Origin of the sequence: Pseudomonas sp. BF-R-19 (genome assembly GCF_019956445.1) — a bacterium.
Classification (GTDB): Bacteria; Pseudomonadota; Gammaproteobacteria; order Pseudomonadales; family Pseudomonadaceae; genus Aquipseudomonas; species Aquipseudomonas fluorescens_BH.
This window is the reverse complement of the sequence record NZ_JAHBDN010000114.1, coordinates 1-14,404: the sequence shown is the minus strand read 5'-3', so window position 1 is coordinate 14,404 and position 14,404 is coordinate 1. Positions and strand designations below refer to the sequence as shown.

15 protein-coding genes, 4 tRNA genes and 1 pseudogene are annotated in these 14,404 nt (G+C 58.9%); 15 read left to right on the top strand and 5 right to left on the bottom strand.

Features of this window, described 5'->3' with window-relative positions; all coding sequences use genetic code 11:
• Nucleotides 1-138: 138 nt before the first annotated feature.
• Nucleotides 139-1,086, top strand: a complete 948-nt coding sequence (ispH, locus tag KGB28_RS29455) for a 4-hydroxy-3-methylbut-2-enyl diphosphate reductase (RefSeq protein ID WP_223449008.1) — start codon at nt 139-141, stop codon at nt 1,084-1,086.
• On the opposite strand, the gene KGB28_RS29450 is transcribed toward ispH, so the two are convergent.
• A complete protein-coding gene (locus KGB28_RS29450) occupies nt 1,055-1,594 on the bottom strand; it encodes a GspH/FimT family pseudopilin (protein WP_223449007.1) in 540 nt (179 codons plus the stop codon). The two genes, ispH and KGB28_RS29450, sit on opposite strands and share 32 nt — an antisense overlap.
• A 130-nt stretch (nt 1,595-1,724) precedes the next feature.
• Between KGB28_RS29450 and KGB28_RS29445 the strand changes: the two genes are divergently transcribed.
• The 7 genes from KGB28_RS29445 to thiO are packed head-to-tail and all read left to right on the top strand — an operon-like array spanning nt 1,725 to nt 5,811.
• Entirely contained in the window at nt 1,725-2,198 is a 474-nt protein-coding gene (locus KGB28_RS29445; RefSeq protein WP_223449006.1) for a GspH/FimT family protein, read from the top strand.
• Entirely contained in the window at nt 2,195-2,644 is a 450-nt protein-coding gene (pilV, locus tag KGB28_RS29440; RefSeq protein ID WP_150727039.1) for a type IV pilus modification protein PilV, read from the top strand. Before KGB28_RS29445 ends, pilV begins: the two co-directional genes overlap by 4 nt.
• Nucleotides 2,641-3,348 carry a PilW family protein gene (locus tag KGB28_RS29435; protein ID WP_223449005.1) on the top strand — a complete coding sequence of 236 codons (708 nt, stop codon included), beginning with the start codon at nt 2,641-2,643 and terminating at the stop codon, nt 3,346-3,348. The genes pilV and KGB28_RS29435 overlap by 4 nt, the downstream gene beginning before the upstream one ends.
• 10 nt (nt 3,349-3,358) lie before the next feature.
• On the top strand, nt 3,359-3,838 hold the full coding sequence (locus KGB28_RS29430) for a PilX N-terminal domain-containing pilus assembly protein (RefSeq protein ID WP_223449004.1): 480 nt from the start codon (nt 3,359-3,361) through the stop codon (nt 3,836-3,838).
• On the top strand, nt 3,825-4,238 hold the full coding sequence (locus KGB28_RS29425) for a hypothetical protein (RefSeq protein ID WP_223449003.1): 414 nt from the start codon (nt 3,825-3,827) through the stop codon (nt 4,236-4,238). The genes KGB28_RS29430 and KGB28_RS29425 overlap by 14 nt, the downstream gene beginning before the upstream one ends.
• 14 nt (nt 4,239-4,252) lie before the next feature.
• Nucleotides 4,253-4,654 (top strand): type IV pilin protein, encoded by a 402-nt coding sequence (locus tag KGB28_RS29420; RefSeq protein ID WP_223449002.1) that lies wholly within the window; start codon nt 4,253-4,255, stop codon nt 4,652-4,654.
• A gap of 56 nt (nt 4,655-4,710) precedes the next feature.
• The gene (thiO, locus tag KGB28_RS29415) at nt 4,711-5,811 is read left to right on the top strand and encodes a glycine oxidase ThiO (RefSeq protein ID WP_223449001.1); all 1,101 of its coding nucleotides are present in this window, start codon (nt 4,711-4,713) and stop codon (nt 5,809-5,811) included.
• Nucleotides 5,812-5,954: 143 nt separating this feature from the next.
• Here the strand turns inward: thiO and KGB28_RS29410 are convergent, their stop codons facing one another.
• The 4 genes and pseudogenes from KGB28_RS29410 to KGB28_RS29390 form a co-directional block, all read right to left on the bottom strand.
• Nucleotides 5,955-7,292, bottom strand: a complete 1,338-nt coding sequence (locus tag KGB28_RS29410) for a sigma-54-dependent transcriptional regulator (protein ID WP_223449000.1) — start codon at nt 7,290-7,292, stop codon at nt 5,955-5,957.
• Nucleotides 7,289-7,609: pseudogene (locus tag KGB28_RS31750) on the bottom strand (hypothetical protein); the annotation flags it as partial. The gene KGB28_RS29410 and the pseudogene KGB28_RS31750, both read right to left, overlap by 4 nt.
• Before the next feature lie 28 nt (nt 7,610-7,637).
• Nucleotides 7,638-7,871 (bottom strand): PP0621 family protein, encoded by a 234-nt coding sequence (locus KGB28_RS29395; protein WP_150727047.1) that lies wholly within the window; start codon nt 7,869-7,871, stop codon nt 7,638-7,640.
• A 125-nt stretch (nt 7,872-7,996) separates the two neighbouring features.
• Entirely contained in the window at nt 7,997-9,019 is a 1,023-nt protein-coding gene (locus KGB28_RS29390) for an outer membrane protein assembly factor BamD (RefSeq protein WP_223448999.1), read from the bottom strand.
• Nucleotides 9,020-9,170: 151 nt separating this feature from the next.
• Between KGB28_RS29390 and rluD the strand changes: the two genes are divergently transcribed.
• From rluD to KGB28_RS29355, 7 genes are all read left to right on the top strand, one after another.
• Nucleotides 9,171-10,133 (top strand): 23S rRNA pseudouridine(1911/1915/1917) synthase RluD, encoded by a 963-nt coding sequence (rluD, locus tag KGB28_RS29385; RefSeq protein WP_008052092.1) that lies wholly within the window; start codon nt 9,171-9,173, stop codon nt 10,131-10,133.
• Nucleotides 10,130-10,855, top strand: a complete 726-nt coding sequence (pgeF, locus tag KGB28_RS29380; protein WP_223448998.1) for a peptidoglycan editing factor PgeF — start codon at nt 10,130-10,132, stop codon at nt 10,853-10,855. The genes rluD and pgeF overlap by 4 nt, the downstream gene beginning before the upstream one ends.
• Nucleotides 10,856-10,985: 130 nt before the next feature.
• A complete protein-coding gene (gene clpB, locus KGB28_RS29375) occupies nt 10,986-13,550 on the top strand; it encodes an ATP-dependent chaperone ClpB (RefSeq protein ID WP_223448997.1) in 2,565 nt (854 codons plus the stop codon).
• A gap of 300 nt (nt 13,551-13,850) precedes the next feature.
• A tRNA-Asn gene (locus tag KGB28_RS29370) sits at nt 13,851-13,926 on the top strand.
• A 9-nt stretch (nt 13,927-13,935) separates the two neighbouring features.
• Nucleotides 13,936-14,012, top strand: a tRNA-Pro gene (locus KGB28_RS29365).
• 5 nt (nt 14,013-14,017) lie between these two features.
• Nucleotides 14,018-14,093, top strand: a tRNA-Lys gene (locus KGB28_RS29360).
• Nucleotides 14,094-14,187: 94 nt separating this feature from the next.
• Nucleotides 14,188-14,264: transfer RNA gene (locus KGB28_RS29355), tRNA-Pro, on the top strand.
• Nucleotides 14,265-14,404: the final 140 nt, after the last annotated feature.

Below are 14,404 nucleotides of genomic sequence, written 5' to 3'. Positions count from 1 at the left end.
GGAGCGGGCTTGCTCGCGAAAGCGGTGTGTCAGTCAGCAAGAATGTTGGATGTGATGACGCCTTCGCGAGCAAGTCCGCTCCCACACTAGTTTTTCTCTGTTTTCGATATTTCTTGCGCGCAAGACACGAGGCACAGCATGCAAATCAAACTCGCCAACCCCCGTGGCTTCTGTGCCGGTGTGGACCGGGCGATCGAAATCGTCAACCGCGCCCTGGAAGTCTTTGGGCCGCCGATCTACGTGCGCCACGAAGTGGTCCACAACAAATTTGTCGTCGAAGACCTGCGCTCCCGTGGTGCGATTTTCGTCGAAGAGCTGGATCAGGTGCCGGACGACGTCATCGTGATCTTCAGTGCCCACGGCGTTTCCCAGGCCGTGCGCAGCGAAGCGGCTGGTCGTGGGCTGAAAGTGTTCGACGCCACGTGCCCGCTGGTGACCAAAGTCCACATCGAAGTGGCGCGTTACAGCCGTGACGGCCGAGAGTGCATTCTCATCGGCCACGCCGGTCACCCGGAAGTCGAAGGCACCATGGGCCAGTACGATGCCAGCAGTGGTGGCGCGATCTACCTGGTCGAAGACGAGAAAGATGTCGCGGCGTTGCAGGTAAGGAACCCTGAAAAGCTCGCCTTCGTGACCCAGACCACCTTGTCGATGGACGATACCAGCCGTGTTATCGACGCTCTGCGTTCGCGCTTTCCGGCCATCGGTGGACCGCGCAAGGACGACATTTGCTACGCCACGCAAAACCGTCAGGACGCGGTCAAGCAACTGGCCGACGAGTGCGACGTGGTGCTGGTGGTCGGCAGCCCGAACAGCTCCAACTCCAATCGCTTGCGCGAATTGGCAGAACGCATGTCCACGCCGGCCTACCTGATCGACGGTGCCGAAGACCTGCAAAAGAGCTGGTTCGACGGCGTCGAGCGTATCGGCATCACCGCTGGCGCATCCGCCCCGGAAGTCCTGGTGCGCGGCGTGATCCAGCAGTTGCAGGCCTGGGGTGCCACCGGTGCCGATGAACTGGCCGGTCGCGAGGAGAACATCACGTTCTCGATGCCTAAAGAACTGCGCGTTCGCTCGTTGCTCTGAGCTTATTCCTTTTTTCGCATAACGGATGCTCAGCCTTGTCGCTACGCAGGCTGACGCGACCGGTCCGGGCCAACACCACTTGATGTTGGCTTACCGGTTCGCGAACAGCGCAAATGTGTAATGTCCCTCCAAACAGTGGCTCGCCCTGACCTCTGAAGCGTATTGAGCTTTCGACCGTACTGTTCCCCACAATCGACATGCGTGCGCCGCTCTGGCGTTCGGCCAGCAGTGGATTGTCGCTGTCCATATCCCCTTTGCCGCTGATATCCAGAATGATCCGCCAGCCTTGGCTCCAGTCGCCATTGATGCCGTGAATCACCACGGCCTGGTTGCGGACGATGGCTTCGCTCCGGGCGGTGCGAATGCCACTGGAAAGAGCCTGTGCCGCTTGCTGTCTTTGGTTCGATTCGATCAGCGTTGCGAACGCCGGACTGACCAGATGCAGAACAATTCCTGTAATTGCCAGTCCCATGAGCAGTTCGATCAGGCTGAAGCCTTGTTGCCGCATGACATTTCCCTCCGTGGCGTGCTGTGGCTCGCGCAATCCCTGCACGAGAAATGGCAACGCAAACACACCGCATCGCTCGAATGTTGTGCCGCGCAAGAGCAGGTATAGCCGAAGGAAACAGAAGGCCCCGATGGATCATTCTACAAAAGGTTTCACGCTGATCGAGTTGCTGGTCGCGCTCGCGATCCTTCTGATTCTGTTGACTCTGGCTGTCCCGGCGTTTATCCGCTCGACACAAACTACGAGGGCTGATACTGAAATCGCTGATCTGCGACGAGCCCTGAATTTTGCCCGGCTCGAAGCCATCGATCGGGGCAATACCACACGGTTGCGCCCGACGGCCGGTGGGGATGTCTGGAGTGGGGAGCTGGCGGTTTACGACGGTACTGGCGCTTTGGTCAATGTATTACGGGTTGTTCCGCCGATGAGCAGCGGCGCAACTCTGACGCTAACCTCTGGCGTCACGGCCATCGATTTCAACAGCCTGGGCGGATTGTCATCACCGTCCACAGAGGTGCTGATCAGCTATGGGCGGGGAGCACAAAGCAGGACGCTGACAGTGTGTTTGAACGGACGAATTCTATTGGGTGGAAGTTGCGGATGAGGGCATGGAGCAAACGTACGCAGGAAGGTATGACGCTGGTCGAAGTCCTGGTGGCATTAGTCATTCTGGGAGTGGGCCTGTTGGGGGCGGCGGCGTTTCAGCTCAATGCGCTGAAGTACACGGACAGCGCGCGCATGATCAGTCAGGCCAGCTTTATCGCCTACGACATGATGGACCGCATTCGCGCCAACGCCGCTGCGGACTACACCATTGCGCCGCCGGCTTCAGGCAACCCGGACGTTACCCGGGATCAGGACCTGTTTGACTTCAACGCCAATATTGTCAGTTCACTCGGCGCCACCGCGACGGGCAGTGTCAGCGTCAATCAGCAGGTGTACACCATCACAATTACCTGGGACGACTCACGGGCTGCGAAGGCTGCCGACTCTCGGCGCAGTTTCGTCCTGAGCAGTCGCGCGGCCATTGATCCGGTGGTGATCCCGTGAGTCGCCGCAGCAGGGGGTTCAGCCTGGTCGAGTTGCTGATCGCCCTGGCATTGAGCCTGATTGTGGTGCTGGGCGTGGTGCAGGTTTTCATTGCGGCCAAGAACACTTATCTCAGCCAGAATGCCGCCGCGAACATGCAGGAGGACGCACGTTTCGTGTTGAGCAAAATGATTCAGGAAGTCCGCATGGTCGGGATGTTCGGTTGTCTGGAAACGATCACCGATTCAAGTGAGCAAGGTGATTTCCATGCCAGTCAGCTAACGCCGATTCGTTGGGACAATGGCGGCCGCAGATTGACGCTGGTTACGGCGGATGTCGGCGGTAATGGCGGCAAGCCAGACTGGACCGTGCTTTCCGATTGTCGAACCAGTTCGACGGCCTACAGTGAAGGTCGGACGTCAGTGGCGGGGCAACTGGCCTTTCCGATCCGGCGGCTGATTTACAGCTTCAGCAACAACCAACTGCTTATGAAGAGCGGGGCCGCAGCACCCCAGGTCTTGGTGGACAACGTAAGCGCTTTCGAAGTGAGCTTCGGCCTGGCCAGCACGGCCACTGATCTGGCTGCTTCGCGCTACAGCAGCAACCCCACGGATCCCGCGCTGATTCGAAGCGTTCGCCTGAGCCTGACCCTCAGCGATCCGAACCACCGGGTGAGCGATCAAACCTTCAATGTGGTTGCCGCTCTGCGCAACCGCTTGCCATGAGGGAGTGCCAATGAATCGTTCTCCCATGATGTATTACACCCAACGCGGCATGGCACTGTTGGTCAGTCTGGTGTTCTTGCTCTTGCTGACGTTGATTGGTCTTTCATCGATGCAGAGCGCCACCTTGCAGGAAAAAATGGCCGGTAGCGTCGCCTTGCGCAACCAGTCGTTCCAGAGTGCCGAAGCCGCATTACGGGTGGGCGAGGGTGCAGTGCAACGGGACAGTTATGCGCTACCTGTTTGCAGCGGCATCGTGCAATGTGCACCACCGTCCGAGTCTTCGACTATTACCGCTGCCGGTTTCAACGCCTCTTCCGGAGTGACCTGGATTGCATCGGGCAAGGGCTTTTATAGCGTGCAAAACATCGGTGTCAGCCAAAATGCGGTGAATGTGCCAATCAATACCCCGGCGACGTTGTATCGGGTAACGGCAGTCGGCATCGCGGGTCATTCGCGCAGTGTGGTGGAGAGCATCTATGCGAAGTACTGAGCGACCTGTCAGGTTATGGTCACAACTGTTCGGTGTCGTCGTCGCGGTGAACCTGTCGGTGTTGGCACACGCTGCCACATCAGCGGATTCGCCCGCGCTGAACCGGCCAACCTGTCTGGCCAATGGCAACTGGTACGGTTTTTACCAAGGTAATCAGGGGTTGAAGGCCGTCTGCCTGAAGCTGCCCGAGGCGATCAGCGTTAAGATGCTCGACAGCAACGCCGATGGAGTGGTCGACAACAGCGACACGCTGTCCGATGGCGTGATCTTTATCGGAGAACATTCGACCCAGGACGCCAGCGACAATGGCGGGGTCGTGAACGATTCCACTGGCGACGGTACTGCGGGGATGGAAAAATCCGGCGGCAGCCGTCGCATCATGTGGCGACAAATACAGTGAGTGAGAATTGATGCATGCGTAGTTCCAACCGCGGTTTTACCCTGATCGAAATCATGATCGTGATTGCGATCATCGGTATTGTCATGACCATTGCTGCCCCGAGTCTCACCGAATACATGAACAAGGGCCGTCGCGCAGAAGTGGCCGGTCTGCTCTCGGAGCAGGCGCAACTACTGGAGCGCTTCTACTCGCAGAAAAATGCCTATACCGATGCGACGGGCCTCAGTGCCGGCAATGATTACTACAGCATCACTCCGAGCCTGACCGACCAGACCTTTCTGCTGACGGCGGTGCGCAAGGCTGACTCGAGCATGGCCACTGACAAGTGCGGTGATCTGACCATCACCAACACCGGTGTGCTCGGTATGGTCAACGCGAAATCCGGCCTGACCAGCAAAGACTGCTGGGGGCGCTGAGTTTCTTTTTCCGGTGCCTATTGCACCTTCTGTCTATTTAACGATTGGATCAGAACATGACCAGGCAACAGCAAGTGGTGATTGTTGGCGGTGGGGTGATTGGATTGCTGACGGCCTTCAATCTCGCCTCCGAAGTGCAAGGCGTTGTGCTGCTGGATCGCTCGAGTGTCGGCCAGGAATCGTCCTGGGCCGGTGGTGGCATCGTTTCGCCGCTTTACCCATGGCGCTACAGCCCGGCGGTCACCGCGTTGGCTCACTGGTCCCAGGACTTTTATCCACAACTGGGCGAGCGCTTGTTTGCCGCCACTGGCGTTGATCCTGAAGTGCACACCACCGGTTTGTACTGGCTGGATCTGGATGACGAGGCTGAAGCGCTGGCATGGGCCGCCCGGGAAAATCGTCCGCTTAGCGCGGTGGATATTTCGGCGGCACACGACGCCGTGCCGGTGCTGGGCAGTGGGTTTTCCCGGGCGATCTACATGGCCGACGTCGCCAACGTGCGCAATCCGCGTCTGGTGAAGTCGCTCAAGGCCGCGTTGCTGGCGCTTCCGAACGTGACGATCCATGAGCAGTGCGAAGTCAGTGGATTTGTTCGTGATGGCAACAAAGTGGTCGGCGTACAGACCTCCACTGGTACTGTCCTGGGCGATCAAGTTGTCCTGACGGCGGGGGCCTGGAGCGGTGATTTGCTCAAGCGTCTTGATCTGACGCTGCCGGTCGAGCCGGTGAAAGGGCAGATGATTCTCTACAAGTGTGCGGCGGATTTCCTGCCGAGCATGGTCCTGGCCAAGGGCCGTTATGCGATTCCCCGGCGTGACGGGCACATACTGATCGGCAGTACGCTGGAACATGAAGGCTTTGACAAGACGCCGACCGGGTCGGCACTGGAAAGCCTGAAGGCGTCTGCGGTGGAATTGATCCCGGCGCTGGCCGATGCCGAAGTGGTGGGGCATTGGGCGGGATTACGCCCGGGATCACCCGAGGGCATTCCTTATATCGGCCCGGTGCCGGGGTTTGACGGGCTCTGGCTCAACTGCGGGCACTACCGTAACGGGCTGGTGCTGGCGCCGGCGTCATGCCAGCTGTTTGCCGATGTGATGCTGGGCCGGGCGCCGATTATCGATCCGGCGCCTTATGCGCCTGCCGGGCGGCTATGACTGCTGGACAGTTGTTGTTTGTCAGATCGCCATCGTCGGATCGCCGCCCGGATCAAGCTCGCTCCCACAATGGTTCTGAGGTGTTCGCAGTTGTTGTGTTCACCAATGACCCTGTGGGCGCGAGCTTGCTCGCGATGGGGGCCTCAATCCAATCCCAATTTCTTGAGCCGGTAACGCATCGACCTGAATGACAGGTTCAACCGCTGAGCCGCCGCCGTACGGTTCCAGCGGGTTTCCTCCAGGGCCTGGAGCAGCAGTTGGCGTTCGACGTTTTCCAGGTAGGTTTCCAGATTGTCGATCCGGGTCAGGTCCGGCACGCCACCCTCAGCCCCACAGTTGCCTTCAGCCAGGCGCAGGTCGCCGGCTTCGATCTGTTTGTTCTCACACAAGGTGTGCGCCCGTTCGAGCATGTTTTCCAGTTCCCGCACATTGCCCGGGAAGCGATAGCTTTTCAGCGCATCGAGGGCTTGGGGGTGGAGTCTCGCGGCAGGTTGACCGGTATCGGCGGCCAGGCGCTTGAGTATGTGGCTGGCTAGCATTTCGATGTCATCACGACGCTCGCGCAAGGGCGGCACCGGGAGTTCGATCACGTTCAAACGGTAGTAAAGATCATGACGAAATCGCCCGGCGGCAACTTCGGCGCCAAGGTCCTTGTGCGTGGCGCAGAGAATGCGCACATCCACTGCCACTTCCTGCTGCCCGCCGACGCTGCGTACGGCTTTTTCCTGAATCGCGCGCAGCAGTTTGACTTGCATGGTCAGCGGCAGGTCAGCCACTTCGTCGAGGAGCAGGGTGCCGCCGTGTGCTGTCTGGAACAGGCCGGATTTGTCTTCGATGGCGCCGCTGAAACTGCCTTTGCGATGGCCGAAAAACTCGCTCTCCAACAGCTCCGAAGGGATCGCCGCGCAGTTGATCGCAATGAACGGCTGATTGACGCGGGGGCTTTGATCATGGATCAGGCGCGCGACCAATTCCTTGCCGCTGCCGGATTCTCCGCTGATGTATACCGTTGCATGGCTACTGGCCAGTTTGGTGATGTGTTTGCGCAGGTTGCGCATGGGCAATGAGTCGCCCAGCAAGCATCGATCGATGCCGACCCCGCGGGCAGGAACCAGCAGGGCGCTGGTGACCAGTTCACGCAGGCGCGTAAGGTCCACCGGTTTGGTCAGGAAGTCGAATGCCCCGGCCTTGAGCACATTGATTGCGGTTTCGAGGCTGGCATAGGCGGTGATCATCGCCACCTGGACCTGGGGGTGGCGTTGCTGGATGTGCTGCACCAGCTCCAGGCCGGTACCGTCCGACAACTGCATGTCAGTCAGGCATAGATCGAAGGTTTCGCGTTTCAGCAGGGATTGCGCTTCGCCGACGTTGCGGGCGTTGAACGTCTCCAGCTTCATCCTTCCCAGGGTGATTTCCAGGAGTTCGCGAATGTCCGGCTCGTCATCGACGATCAAGACTTTTTGTCGGGGTCTCGTGTTCAACGTGGGGTTCGTCCGTGAGCATAGGTCATGCAAAAGCAGCCGCTTTCCTGGCGTGCCTTGAAGTCTAGGCGGGACAGAATGCTTTCGCCCGGCTGGCCGGACAGATAAAGCCCCAGGCCTTTGATATGGCGGGCTGGGGCTTCATTATCGAGTATTTCCAGTGATTTCAGGTCGAGCCGTAGCGGCGACATTTGCTCGCGGCGCAGCAGGTGCAGGACGTTTTCGATTACCCGGTTCATTCGCAGAGAGTGATCTTGAATAATCTGCGTCAGACGTCGATCGATGCCTTTCAGTTCCTTGGGCGCGCGCGATAGTTCTCAATCGGCCGCCATTTCGGGTGAGGTGTCAGCGGCCTTTGGAACCTTTGTCTTGCTCGAGATGAGCCTGGCTGCAATACCATTGCTGGTCGAGGCTCAGTGCGCGGTCACGGGGCAGGTGAACGCCGCAATGGGCGCAACGGACCATTGGCGCCGCTTCCCGTTCGGCAGGGGGCTTGGGGGTGGAGGCCTGCCCCTTGAATTTGCGCCAGAACCATACTGCAGCGGCAATCAGGGCAATCCAGAACAATAAACGAAGCATGGTGAGCTGCTTTTTGATTGATGAAGCGGCAGTTTAGCCAAGGACCAGACAGGCGCACAGTGTAATAAAGCGCTGAAATAAAAAAGGGAGACTCGAAAGTCTCCCTTTTTGCACAACCTAAGGTGTCAGTCGAACACGCCGAAGGTCATGTAGCTGAACCACGAACGGTCGCTGTCGTTGCCTTGCGCTTCGTGATTTTCTTCTTCGAGCGCTTCGCCATTGTCGTCTTTAGGCTTGAGCTCGCTCGGGATTGCGTCCTTGGCGTCCTGGAACTGCTTCTGCACGTCCTGGTTGGCGCGGGTTTCGCCCGGTGGCAGCGGCGGACGGGACTCGATCAGGCCCAGGGTCGTCTTGCTCAGCCACGAACGGTTGTCGGCTTCGGCCACGGTCGGTACGAACTGACCGTCTACCAGCGTCGGGTGGTTCGGGTAGTTGAGCTTCAGGGTTTCCAGGCTGGTGGCAGCCAGTTCGTCCAGGTGCAGGCGCTGGTAGGCCTCGGTCATCACCGCCAGGCCGTCGCCGACCGAAGGAGTTTCCTGGAAGTTTTCCACCACGTAACGACCGCGGTTCGCGGCGGCGACATAGGCCTGACGGGTCAGGTAGTAGTCGGCCACGTGAATTTCGTAGGCCGCCAGCAGGTTGCGCAGATAGATCATGCGCTGCTTGGCGTCTGGCGCGTAGCGGCTGTTCGGGAAGCGGCTGGTCAGCTGGGCGAACTCGTTATAGGAGTCGCGGGCGGCGCCCGGGTCACGCTTGGTCATGTCCAGCGGCAGGAAACGCGCCAGCAGGCCGACGTCCTGGTCGAAAGAAGTCAGGCCCTTGAGGTAGTAGGCATAATCGACGTTCGGATGCTGTGGGTGCAGACGAATGAAGCGTTCCGCAGCGGACTTGGCCGCTTCTGGCTCGGTGTTCTTGTAGTTGGCGTAGATGAGTTCGAGTTGCGCCTGATCGGCATAGCGACCGAACGGATAACGCGATTCCAGAGCCTTCAGCTTGGTGATGGCACTGGTGTAGCTACTGTTGTCCAGGTCATTTTGAGCCTGTTGGTACAGCTCGACTTCACTGAGGTTTTCGTCTACGACTTCCTTCGATGAGCAAGCAGCGGTCAATGCGAGGATGGCGATCAGCAGCAGGTGTTTCACTTGCATGGCGGCTTGCGTCCCTATGACGGCCGCTGTCTTGGGCGTGGCCGTCCTGTTATGATGAGCGCCCCGTTGAATAGCCTCGGGGCAAAAGACGCCGTATTTAACCACAAGCGCGCAGCCGAAACCAAAGGCTGTGCCGACGCCTAGTCTGAGCATGTCCGATAAAATTGAACTTCGCGCAGAGGTGCCGTCCGAATTGGGCGGCCAACGCCTCGATCAAGTCGCCGCACAATTATTCGCTGAGCACTCGCGCTCGCGCCTTTCCGCCTGGATCAAAGACGGCCGCCTGACTGTGGATGGGGCGGTTATCCGCCCGCGAGACATCGTCCACGGCGGCGCCATCCTTGAGCTGACTGCCGAGCAGGAAGCTCAGGGCGAATGGGTCGCTCAAGACATTGCCCTGGATATCGTCTACGAAGACGACGATATCCTGGTGATCAACAAGCCTGCGGGCCTGGTGGTGCACCCGGCTGCCGGTCACGCCGACGGCACCTTGCTCAACGCCTTGCTGCACCACGTGCCGGACATCATCAATGTGCCCCGCGCCGGTATCGTGCATCGCCTGGACAAGGACACCACCGGTCTGATGGTGGTGGCCAAGACCATTCAAGCGCAGACGCAGCTGGTTACACAGTTGCAGAGCCGCAGCGTCAGCCGGATCTACGAGTGCATCGTGATCGGTGTGGTGACAGCCGGAGGCAAGATCAACGCGCCGATCGGTCGTCACGGCCAGCAACGCCAGCGCATGGCCGTGATGGAAGGTGGCAAGCAAGCCGTCAGCCATTACCGCGTGCTCGAGCGCTTCCGCTCCCACACTCACGTGCGGGTGAAGCTGGAAACCGGTCGTACGCACCAGATTCGCGTGCACATGGCGCACATCAACTACCCGTTGGTCGGAGATCCTGCCTACGGCGGTCGTTTCCGTATTCCGCCGGCCGCCAACCCGACCATGGTCGAGTCGCTGAAAAACTTCCCGCGTCAGGCGCTGCATGCGCGTTTCCTGGAACTGGATCATCCGACCACCGGTCAGCGCATGAGCTGGGAATCGCCGTTGCCGGAAGATTTCGTCTGGCTGCTGACCCTGCTCAAGCAAGACCGTGAGGCGTTCATCGGATGAGTGACTGGCTGATTCCTGACTGGCCCGCGCCGGCCGGGGTCAAAGCCTGCGTGACCACCCGTGCGGGCGGCGTCAGTGTGGCGCCGTTCGACAGCCTCAACCTCGGCGATCATGTCGATGACAGCCCGGAAGCTGTTGCCGAGAATCGCCGGCGTCTGACCGATCATTTCTCGATTCAACCGGCCTGGCTGCAGCAGGTCCACGGCATTGTCGTGGCCCATGCCGATCCTGGCCGGGTGGATACAGCTGATGCCAGTTGGACATCAACGCCGGGCGTCGCCTGCGCGGCGATGACCGCCGATTGCCTGCCGGCATTGTTTTGCGACCGTGCAGGCACTCGCGTAGCGGCGGCCCATGCCGGTTGGCGCGGGTTGGCTGCTGGCGTGCTGGAAGCCACCCTCGACAGTCTGGCTGTGCCACCTGCCGAAGTATTGGTCTGGCTCGGCCCGGCCATCGGTCCGCAAGCCTTTGAAGTCGGCCCTGAAGTGCGCGAAACCTTTGTGCAGCAGTTGCCGCAAGCGGCAGGAGCCTTTGTAATGAGCCAAAACCCCGGCAAGTTCATGGCCGACATCTATATGCTGGCTCGCTTGCGTCTGGCAGCTCGTGGTGTAACGGCTGTCTATGGTGGTGGTTTCTGTACCGTAACCGACCCTCGCTTCTTTTCTTATCGCCGTGCGTCCCGCACCGGTCGATTCGCCTCGCTGATCTGGCTCGCCCGCTAAGCTTCCCTGACCTGCATCAACGTCCCGACGCTTGAATCTCCCAGAATCGACCACATCTATTGTGGTATCTGGCAGGTTTCTTCATTCAGGATGTTTTATAGGTCCGGCCTGCTCAAAAGGAAGGTGACCCATGCGTATAGACCGTTTAACCAGCAAATTGCAGTTAGCGTTGTCCGATGCCCAATCCCTGGCAGTCGGTCACGATCATCCGGCCATCGAGCCGGCGCACTTGATGCAAGCCTTGCTCGAACAGCAGGGCGGCTCGATCAAGCCCCTGCTGATGCAGGTGGGCTTCGACGTCAACAGCCTGCGCAAAGAGCTGACCAAAGAGCTCGACCAGCTACCGAAAATCCAGAACCCGACCGGCGACGTGAACATGTCGCAGGATCTGGCGCGCCTGCTCAACCAGGCCGACCGTCTGGCCCAGCAAAAGGGCGACCAGTTCATCTCCAGCGAACTGGTGCTGCTCGCTGCGATGGACGAGAACAGCAAGCTCGGCAAACTGTTACTTGGCCAGGGCGTGAGCAAGAAAGCCCTGGAAAATGCGATCAACAACCTTCGCGGTGGCGAAGCCGTCAACGACCCTAACCACGAAGAAGCGCGACAGGCGCTGGATAAATACACCGTCGACCTGACCAAGCGCGCCGAAGAAGGCAAGCTCGATCCGGTGATCGGCCGTGACGATGAAATTCGCCGGACCATCCAGGTGCTGCAACGTCGGACCAAGAACAATCCGGTGCTGATCGGTGAGCCTGGCGTGGGTAAAACCGCCATCGCCGAAGGCCTGGCCCAGCGCATCATCAATGGCGAAGTGCCGGATGGCCTCAAGGGCAAGCGCCTGTTGTCCCTGGACATGGGGGCGCTGATCGCCGGTGCCAAGTATCGCGGTGAGTTTGAAGAACGGCTCAAGGCATTGCTCAATGAACTGTCGAAGCAGGAAGGGCAGATCATCCTGTTCATCGACGAATTGCACACCATGGTAGGCGCCGGTAAGGGCGAAGGCTCGATGGATGCGGGCAACATGCTCAAGCCGGCCCTGGCCCGCGGTGAGCTGCACTGTGTCGGTGCGACCACGCTCAACGAGTACCGCCAATATATAGAGAAGGACGCCGCCCTCGAGCGACGTTTCCAGAAAGTGCTGGTGGATGAGCCGAGCGAAGAAGACACCATCGCCATCCTGCGTGGCCTCAAGGAGCGTTATGAGGTTCACCACAAGGTGGCGATCACCGACGGCGCGATCATTGCCGCGGCCAAGCTCAGCCATCGCTACATCACAGACCGGCAGTTGCCCGACAAGGCCATCGACCTGATCGATGAAGCCGCCAGCCGCATCCGCATGGAGATCGACTCCAAGCCGGAAGTGCTGGACCGCCTGGAGCGTCGCCTGATTCAGTTGAAGGTGGAATCCCAGGCGCTGAAGAAAGAAAGCGACGACGCGGCGAAGAAGCGTCTGGAAAAATTGCAGGAAGAAATCGCTCGTCATGAGCGTGAGTACTCGGATCTCGAAGAAATCTGGAACTCGGAAAAAGCCGAAGTCCAGGGTTCTGCGCAGATCCAGCAGAAAATCGAGCAGTCCCGTCAGGAACTGGAAGCGGCCCGCCGCAAAGGCGACCTGAACCGCATGGCCGAATTGCAATACGGGGTGATCCCGGATCTGGAACGCAGCCTGCAAATGGTCGACCAGCATGGCAAAGCCGAAAACCAGTTGCTGCGCAGCAAGGTGACTGAAGAAGAAATCGCCGAAGTCGTTTCGAAGTGGACCGGTATTCCGGTGTCGAAAATGCTCGAAGGCGAGCGCGAAAAACTGATGAAAATGGAAAGCCTGTTGCACCAGCGTGTGATCGGCCAGGACGAAGCGGTGGTTGCGGTTTCCAACGCGGTGCGGCGTTCCCGCGCCGGGTTGTCCGACCCGAACCGCCCGAGCGGCTCGTTCATGTTCCTCGGCCCGACCGGTGTCGGTAAAACCGAGCTGTGCAAGGCGCTGGCCGAGTTCCTCTTTGATACTGAAGAGGCGATGGTGCGGATCGACATGTCCGAGTTTATGGAGAAACATTCCGTGGCTCGCTTGATCGGTGCGCCACCAGGCTACGTGGGCTACGAAGAGGGCGGTTACCTGACCGAGGCCGTACGTCGCAAGCCGTATTCGGTGATCCTCATGGACGAGGTCGAGAAGGCGCACCCGGATGTGTTCAACATCTTGCTGCAAGTGCTCGAGGATGGTCGTTTGACCGACAGCCATGGCCGCACGGTGGACTTCAAGAACACCGTGATTGTCATGACCTCCAACCTGGGGTCGGTGCAGATCCAGGAACTGGTCGGTGATCGTGAGGCGCAGCGTGCAGCGGTGATGGATGCGATTTCCAGCCACTTCCGGCCGGAGTTCATCAACCGGGTCGACGAAGTGGTGATCTTCGAGCCATTGGCGCGAGATCAGATCGCCGGCATTACCGAGATCCAGTTGGGTCGTCTGCGCAGCCGCCTGACCGAGCGGGAGCTGAAGCTTGAGCTCAGCCCTGAAGCCATGGACAAGCTGATCGCGGTCGGCTACGACCCGGTGTATGGCGCACGGCCGCTCAAGCGCGCGATCCAGCGCTGGATCGAGAACCCGCTGGCGCAGCTGATCCTGTCCGGTCGATTCATGCCGGGCGATACCGCTCACGGTGTGGTGGAAAACGACGAAATCGTCTTCGTCTGATCCAAAACGGCAGCAAAATCGAAAAGGCCTCGCATAACGAGGCCTTTTTTTCGTTAGGCTGTTGAACTCAAAGGAAAAGGCTTGTAAAGTGCGCCCCGCAGTAAGTCACCCGCCAGGGTTTCCGCTCCCCAAGCAGGAATCCAAAATAAGTTGCAAATCATTAACTTGAAAGCAATTTAGGGGGTTGACAGAGGTGCTGAAGATTGTAGAATAGCGCGCCTCAGACACACGAACGCAGCGATGCGAACGGGTCGAAGAGAACGCAGTAAAGCTTCAAAGTTGTAAATTGAAATGTGTAGTTCCGTGATAGCTCAGTCGGTAGAGCAAATGACTGTTAATCATTGGGTCCCAGGTTCGAGTCCTGGTCACGGAGCCAATTTCAAACCGGGGTATAGCGCAGTCCGGTAGCGCGCCTGCTTTGGGAGCAGGATGTCAGGAGTTCGAATCCCCTTACCCCGACCATTTTTGGGTCGTTAGCTCAGTTGGTAGAGCAGTTGGCTTTTAACCAATTGGTCGTAGGTTCGAATCCCACACGACCCACCATTTTTGAAACCAGTTAACGCTGGAATCGAATCTTAAGATCAGAGGCCAAAAGCGCTGATCGAAGAAGGCGCCTTCAAGGGTGCCTTTTTTTTACCGGGGTATAGCGCAGTCCGGTAGCGCGCCTGCTTTGGGAGCAGGATGTCAGGAGTTCGAATCCCCTTACCCCGACCATATTAAAAATCCTCGTATCGAAAGATACGGGGATTTTTTTTGTCCATAGGAAACTCAAGAACGCCGCAAAGCCAATGTGGGAGCGGGCTTGCTCGCGAAAGCGGTGTATCAGTCAACATTTTTGTCAATTGATACACCGC

Excerpts from the sequence above, each read along its gene's own strand:
- KGB28_RS29395 (WP_150727047.1), bottom strand. The coding sequence starts at position 7,871 with ATGCTTCGTTTATTGTTCTGGATTGCCCTGATTGCCGCTGCAGTATGG.
- pilV (WP_150727039.1), top strand. The coding sequence starts at position 2,195 with ATGAGGGCATGGAGCAAACGTACGCAGGAAGGTATGACGCTGGTCGAA.
- ispH (WP_223449008.1), top strand. The coding sequence starts at position 139 with ATGCAAATCAAACTCGCCAACCCCCGTGGCTTCTGTGCCGGTGTGGAC.
- clpB (WP_223448997.1), top strand. The coding sequence starts at position 10,986 with ATGCGTATAGACCGTTTAACCAGCAAATTGCAGTTAGCGTTGTCCGAT.
- KGB28_RS29425 (WP_223449003.1), top strand. The coding sequence starts at position 3,825 with ATGCGAAGTACTGAGCGACCTGTCAGGTTATGGTCACAACTGTTCGGT.
- pgeF (WP_223448998.1), top strand. The coding sequence starts at position 10,130 with ATGAGTGACTGGCTGATTCCTGACTGGCCCGCGCCGGCCGGGGTCAAA.
- KGB28_RS29420 (WP_223449002.1), top strand. The coding sequence starts at position 4,253 with ATGCGTAGTTCCAACCGCGGTTTTACCCTGATCGAAATCATGATCGTG.
- KGB28_RS29430 (WP_223449004.1), top strand. The coding sequence starts at position 3,359 with ATGAATCGTTCTCCCATGATGTATTACACCCAACGCGGCATGGCACTG.
- KGB28_RS29445 (WP_223449006.1), top strand. The coding sequence starts at position 1,725 with ATGGATCATTCTACAAAAGGTTTCACGCTGATCGAGTTGCTGGTCGCG.
- KGB28_RS29450 (WP_223449007.1), bottom strand. The coding sequence starts at position 1,594 with ATGCGGCAACAAGGCTTCAGCCTGATCGAACTGCTCATGGGACTGGCA.
- KGB28_RS29390 (WP_223448999.1), bottom strand. The coding sequence starts at position 9,019 with ATGCAAGTGAAACACCTGCTGCTGATCGCCATCCTCGCATTGACCGCT.
- rluD (WP_008052092.1), top strand. The coding sequence starts at position 9,171 with ATGTCCGATAAAATTGAACTTCGCGCAGAGGTGCCGTCCGAATTGGGC.
- thiO (WP_223449001.1), top strand. The coding sequence starts at position 4,711 with ATGACCAGGCAACAGCAAGTGGTGATTGTTGGCGGTGGGGTGATTGGA.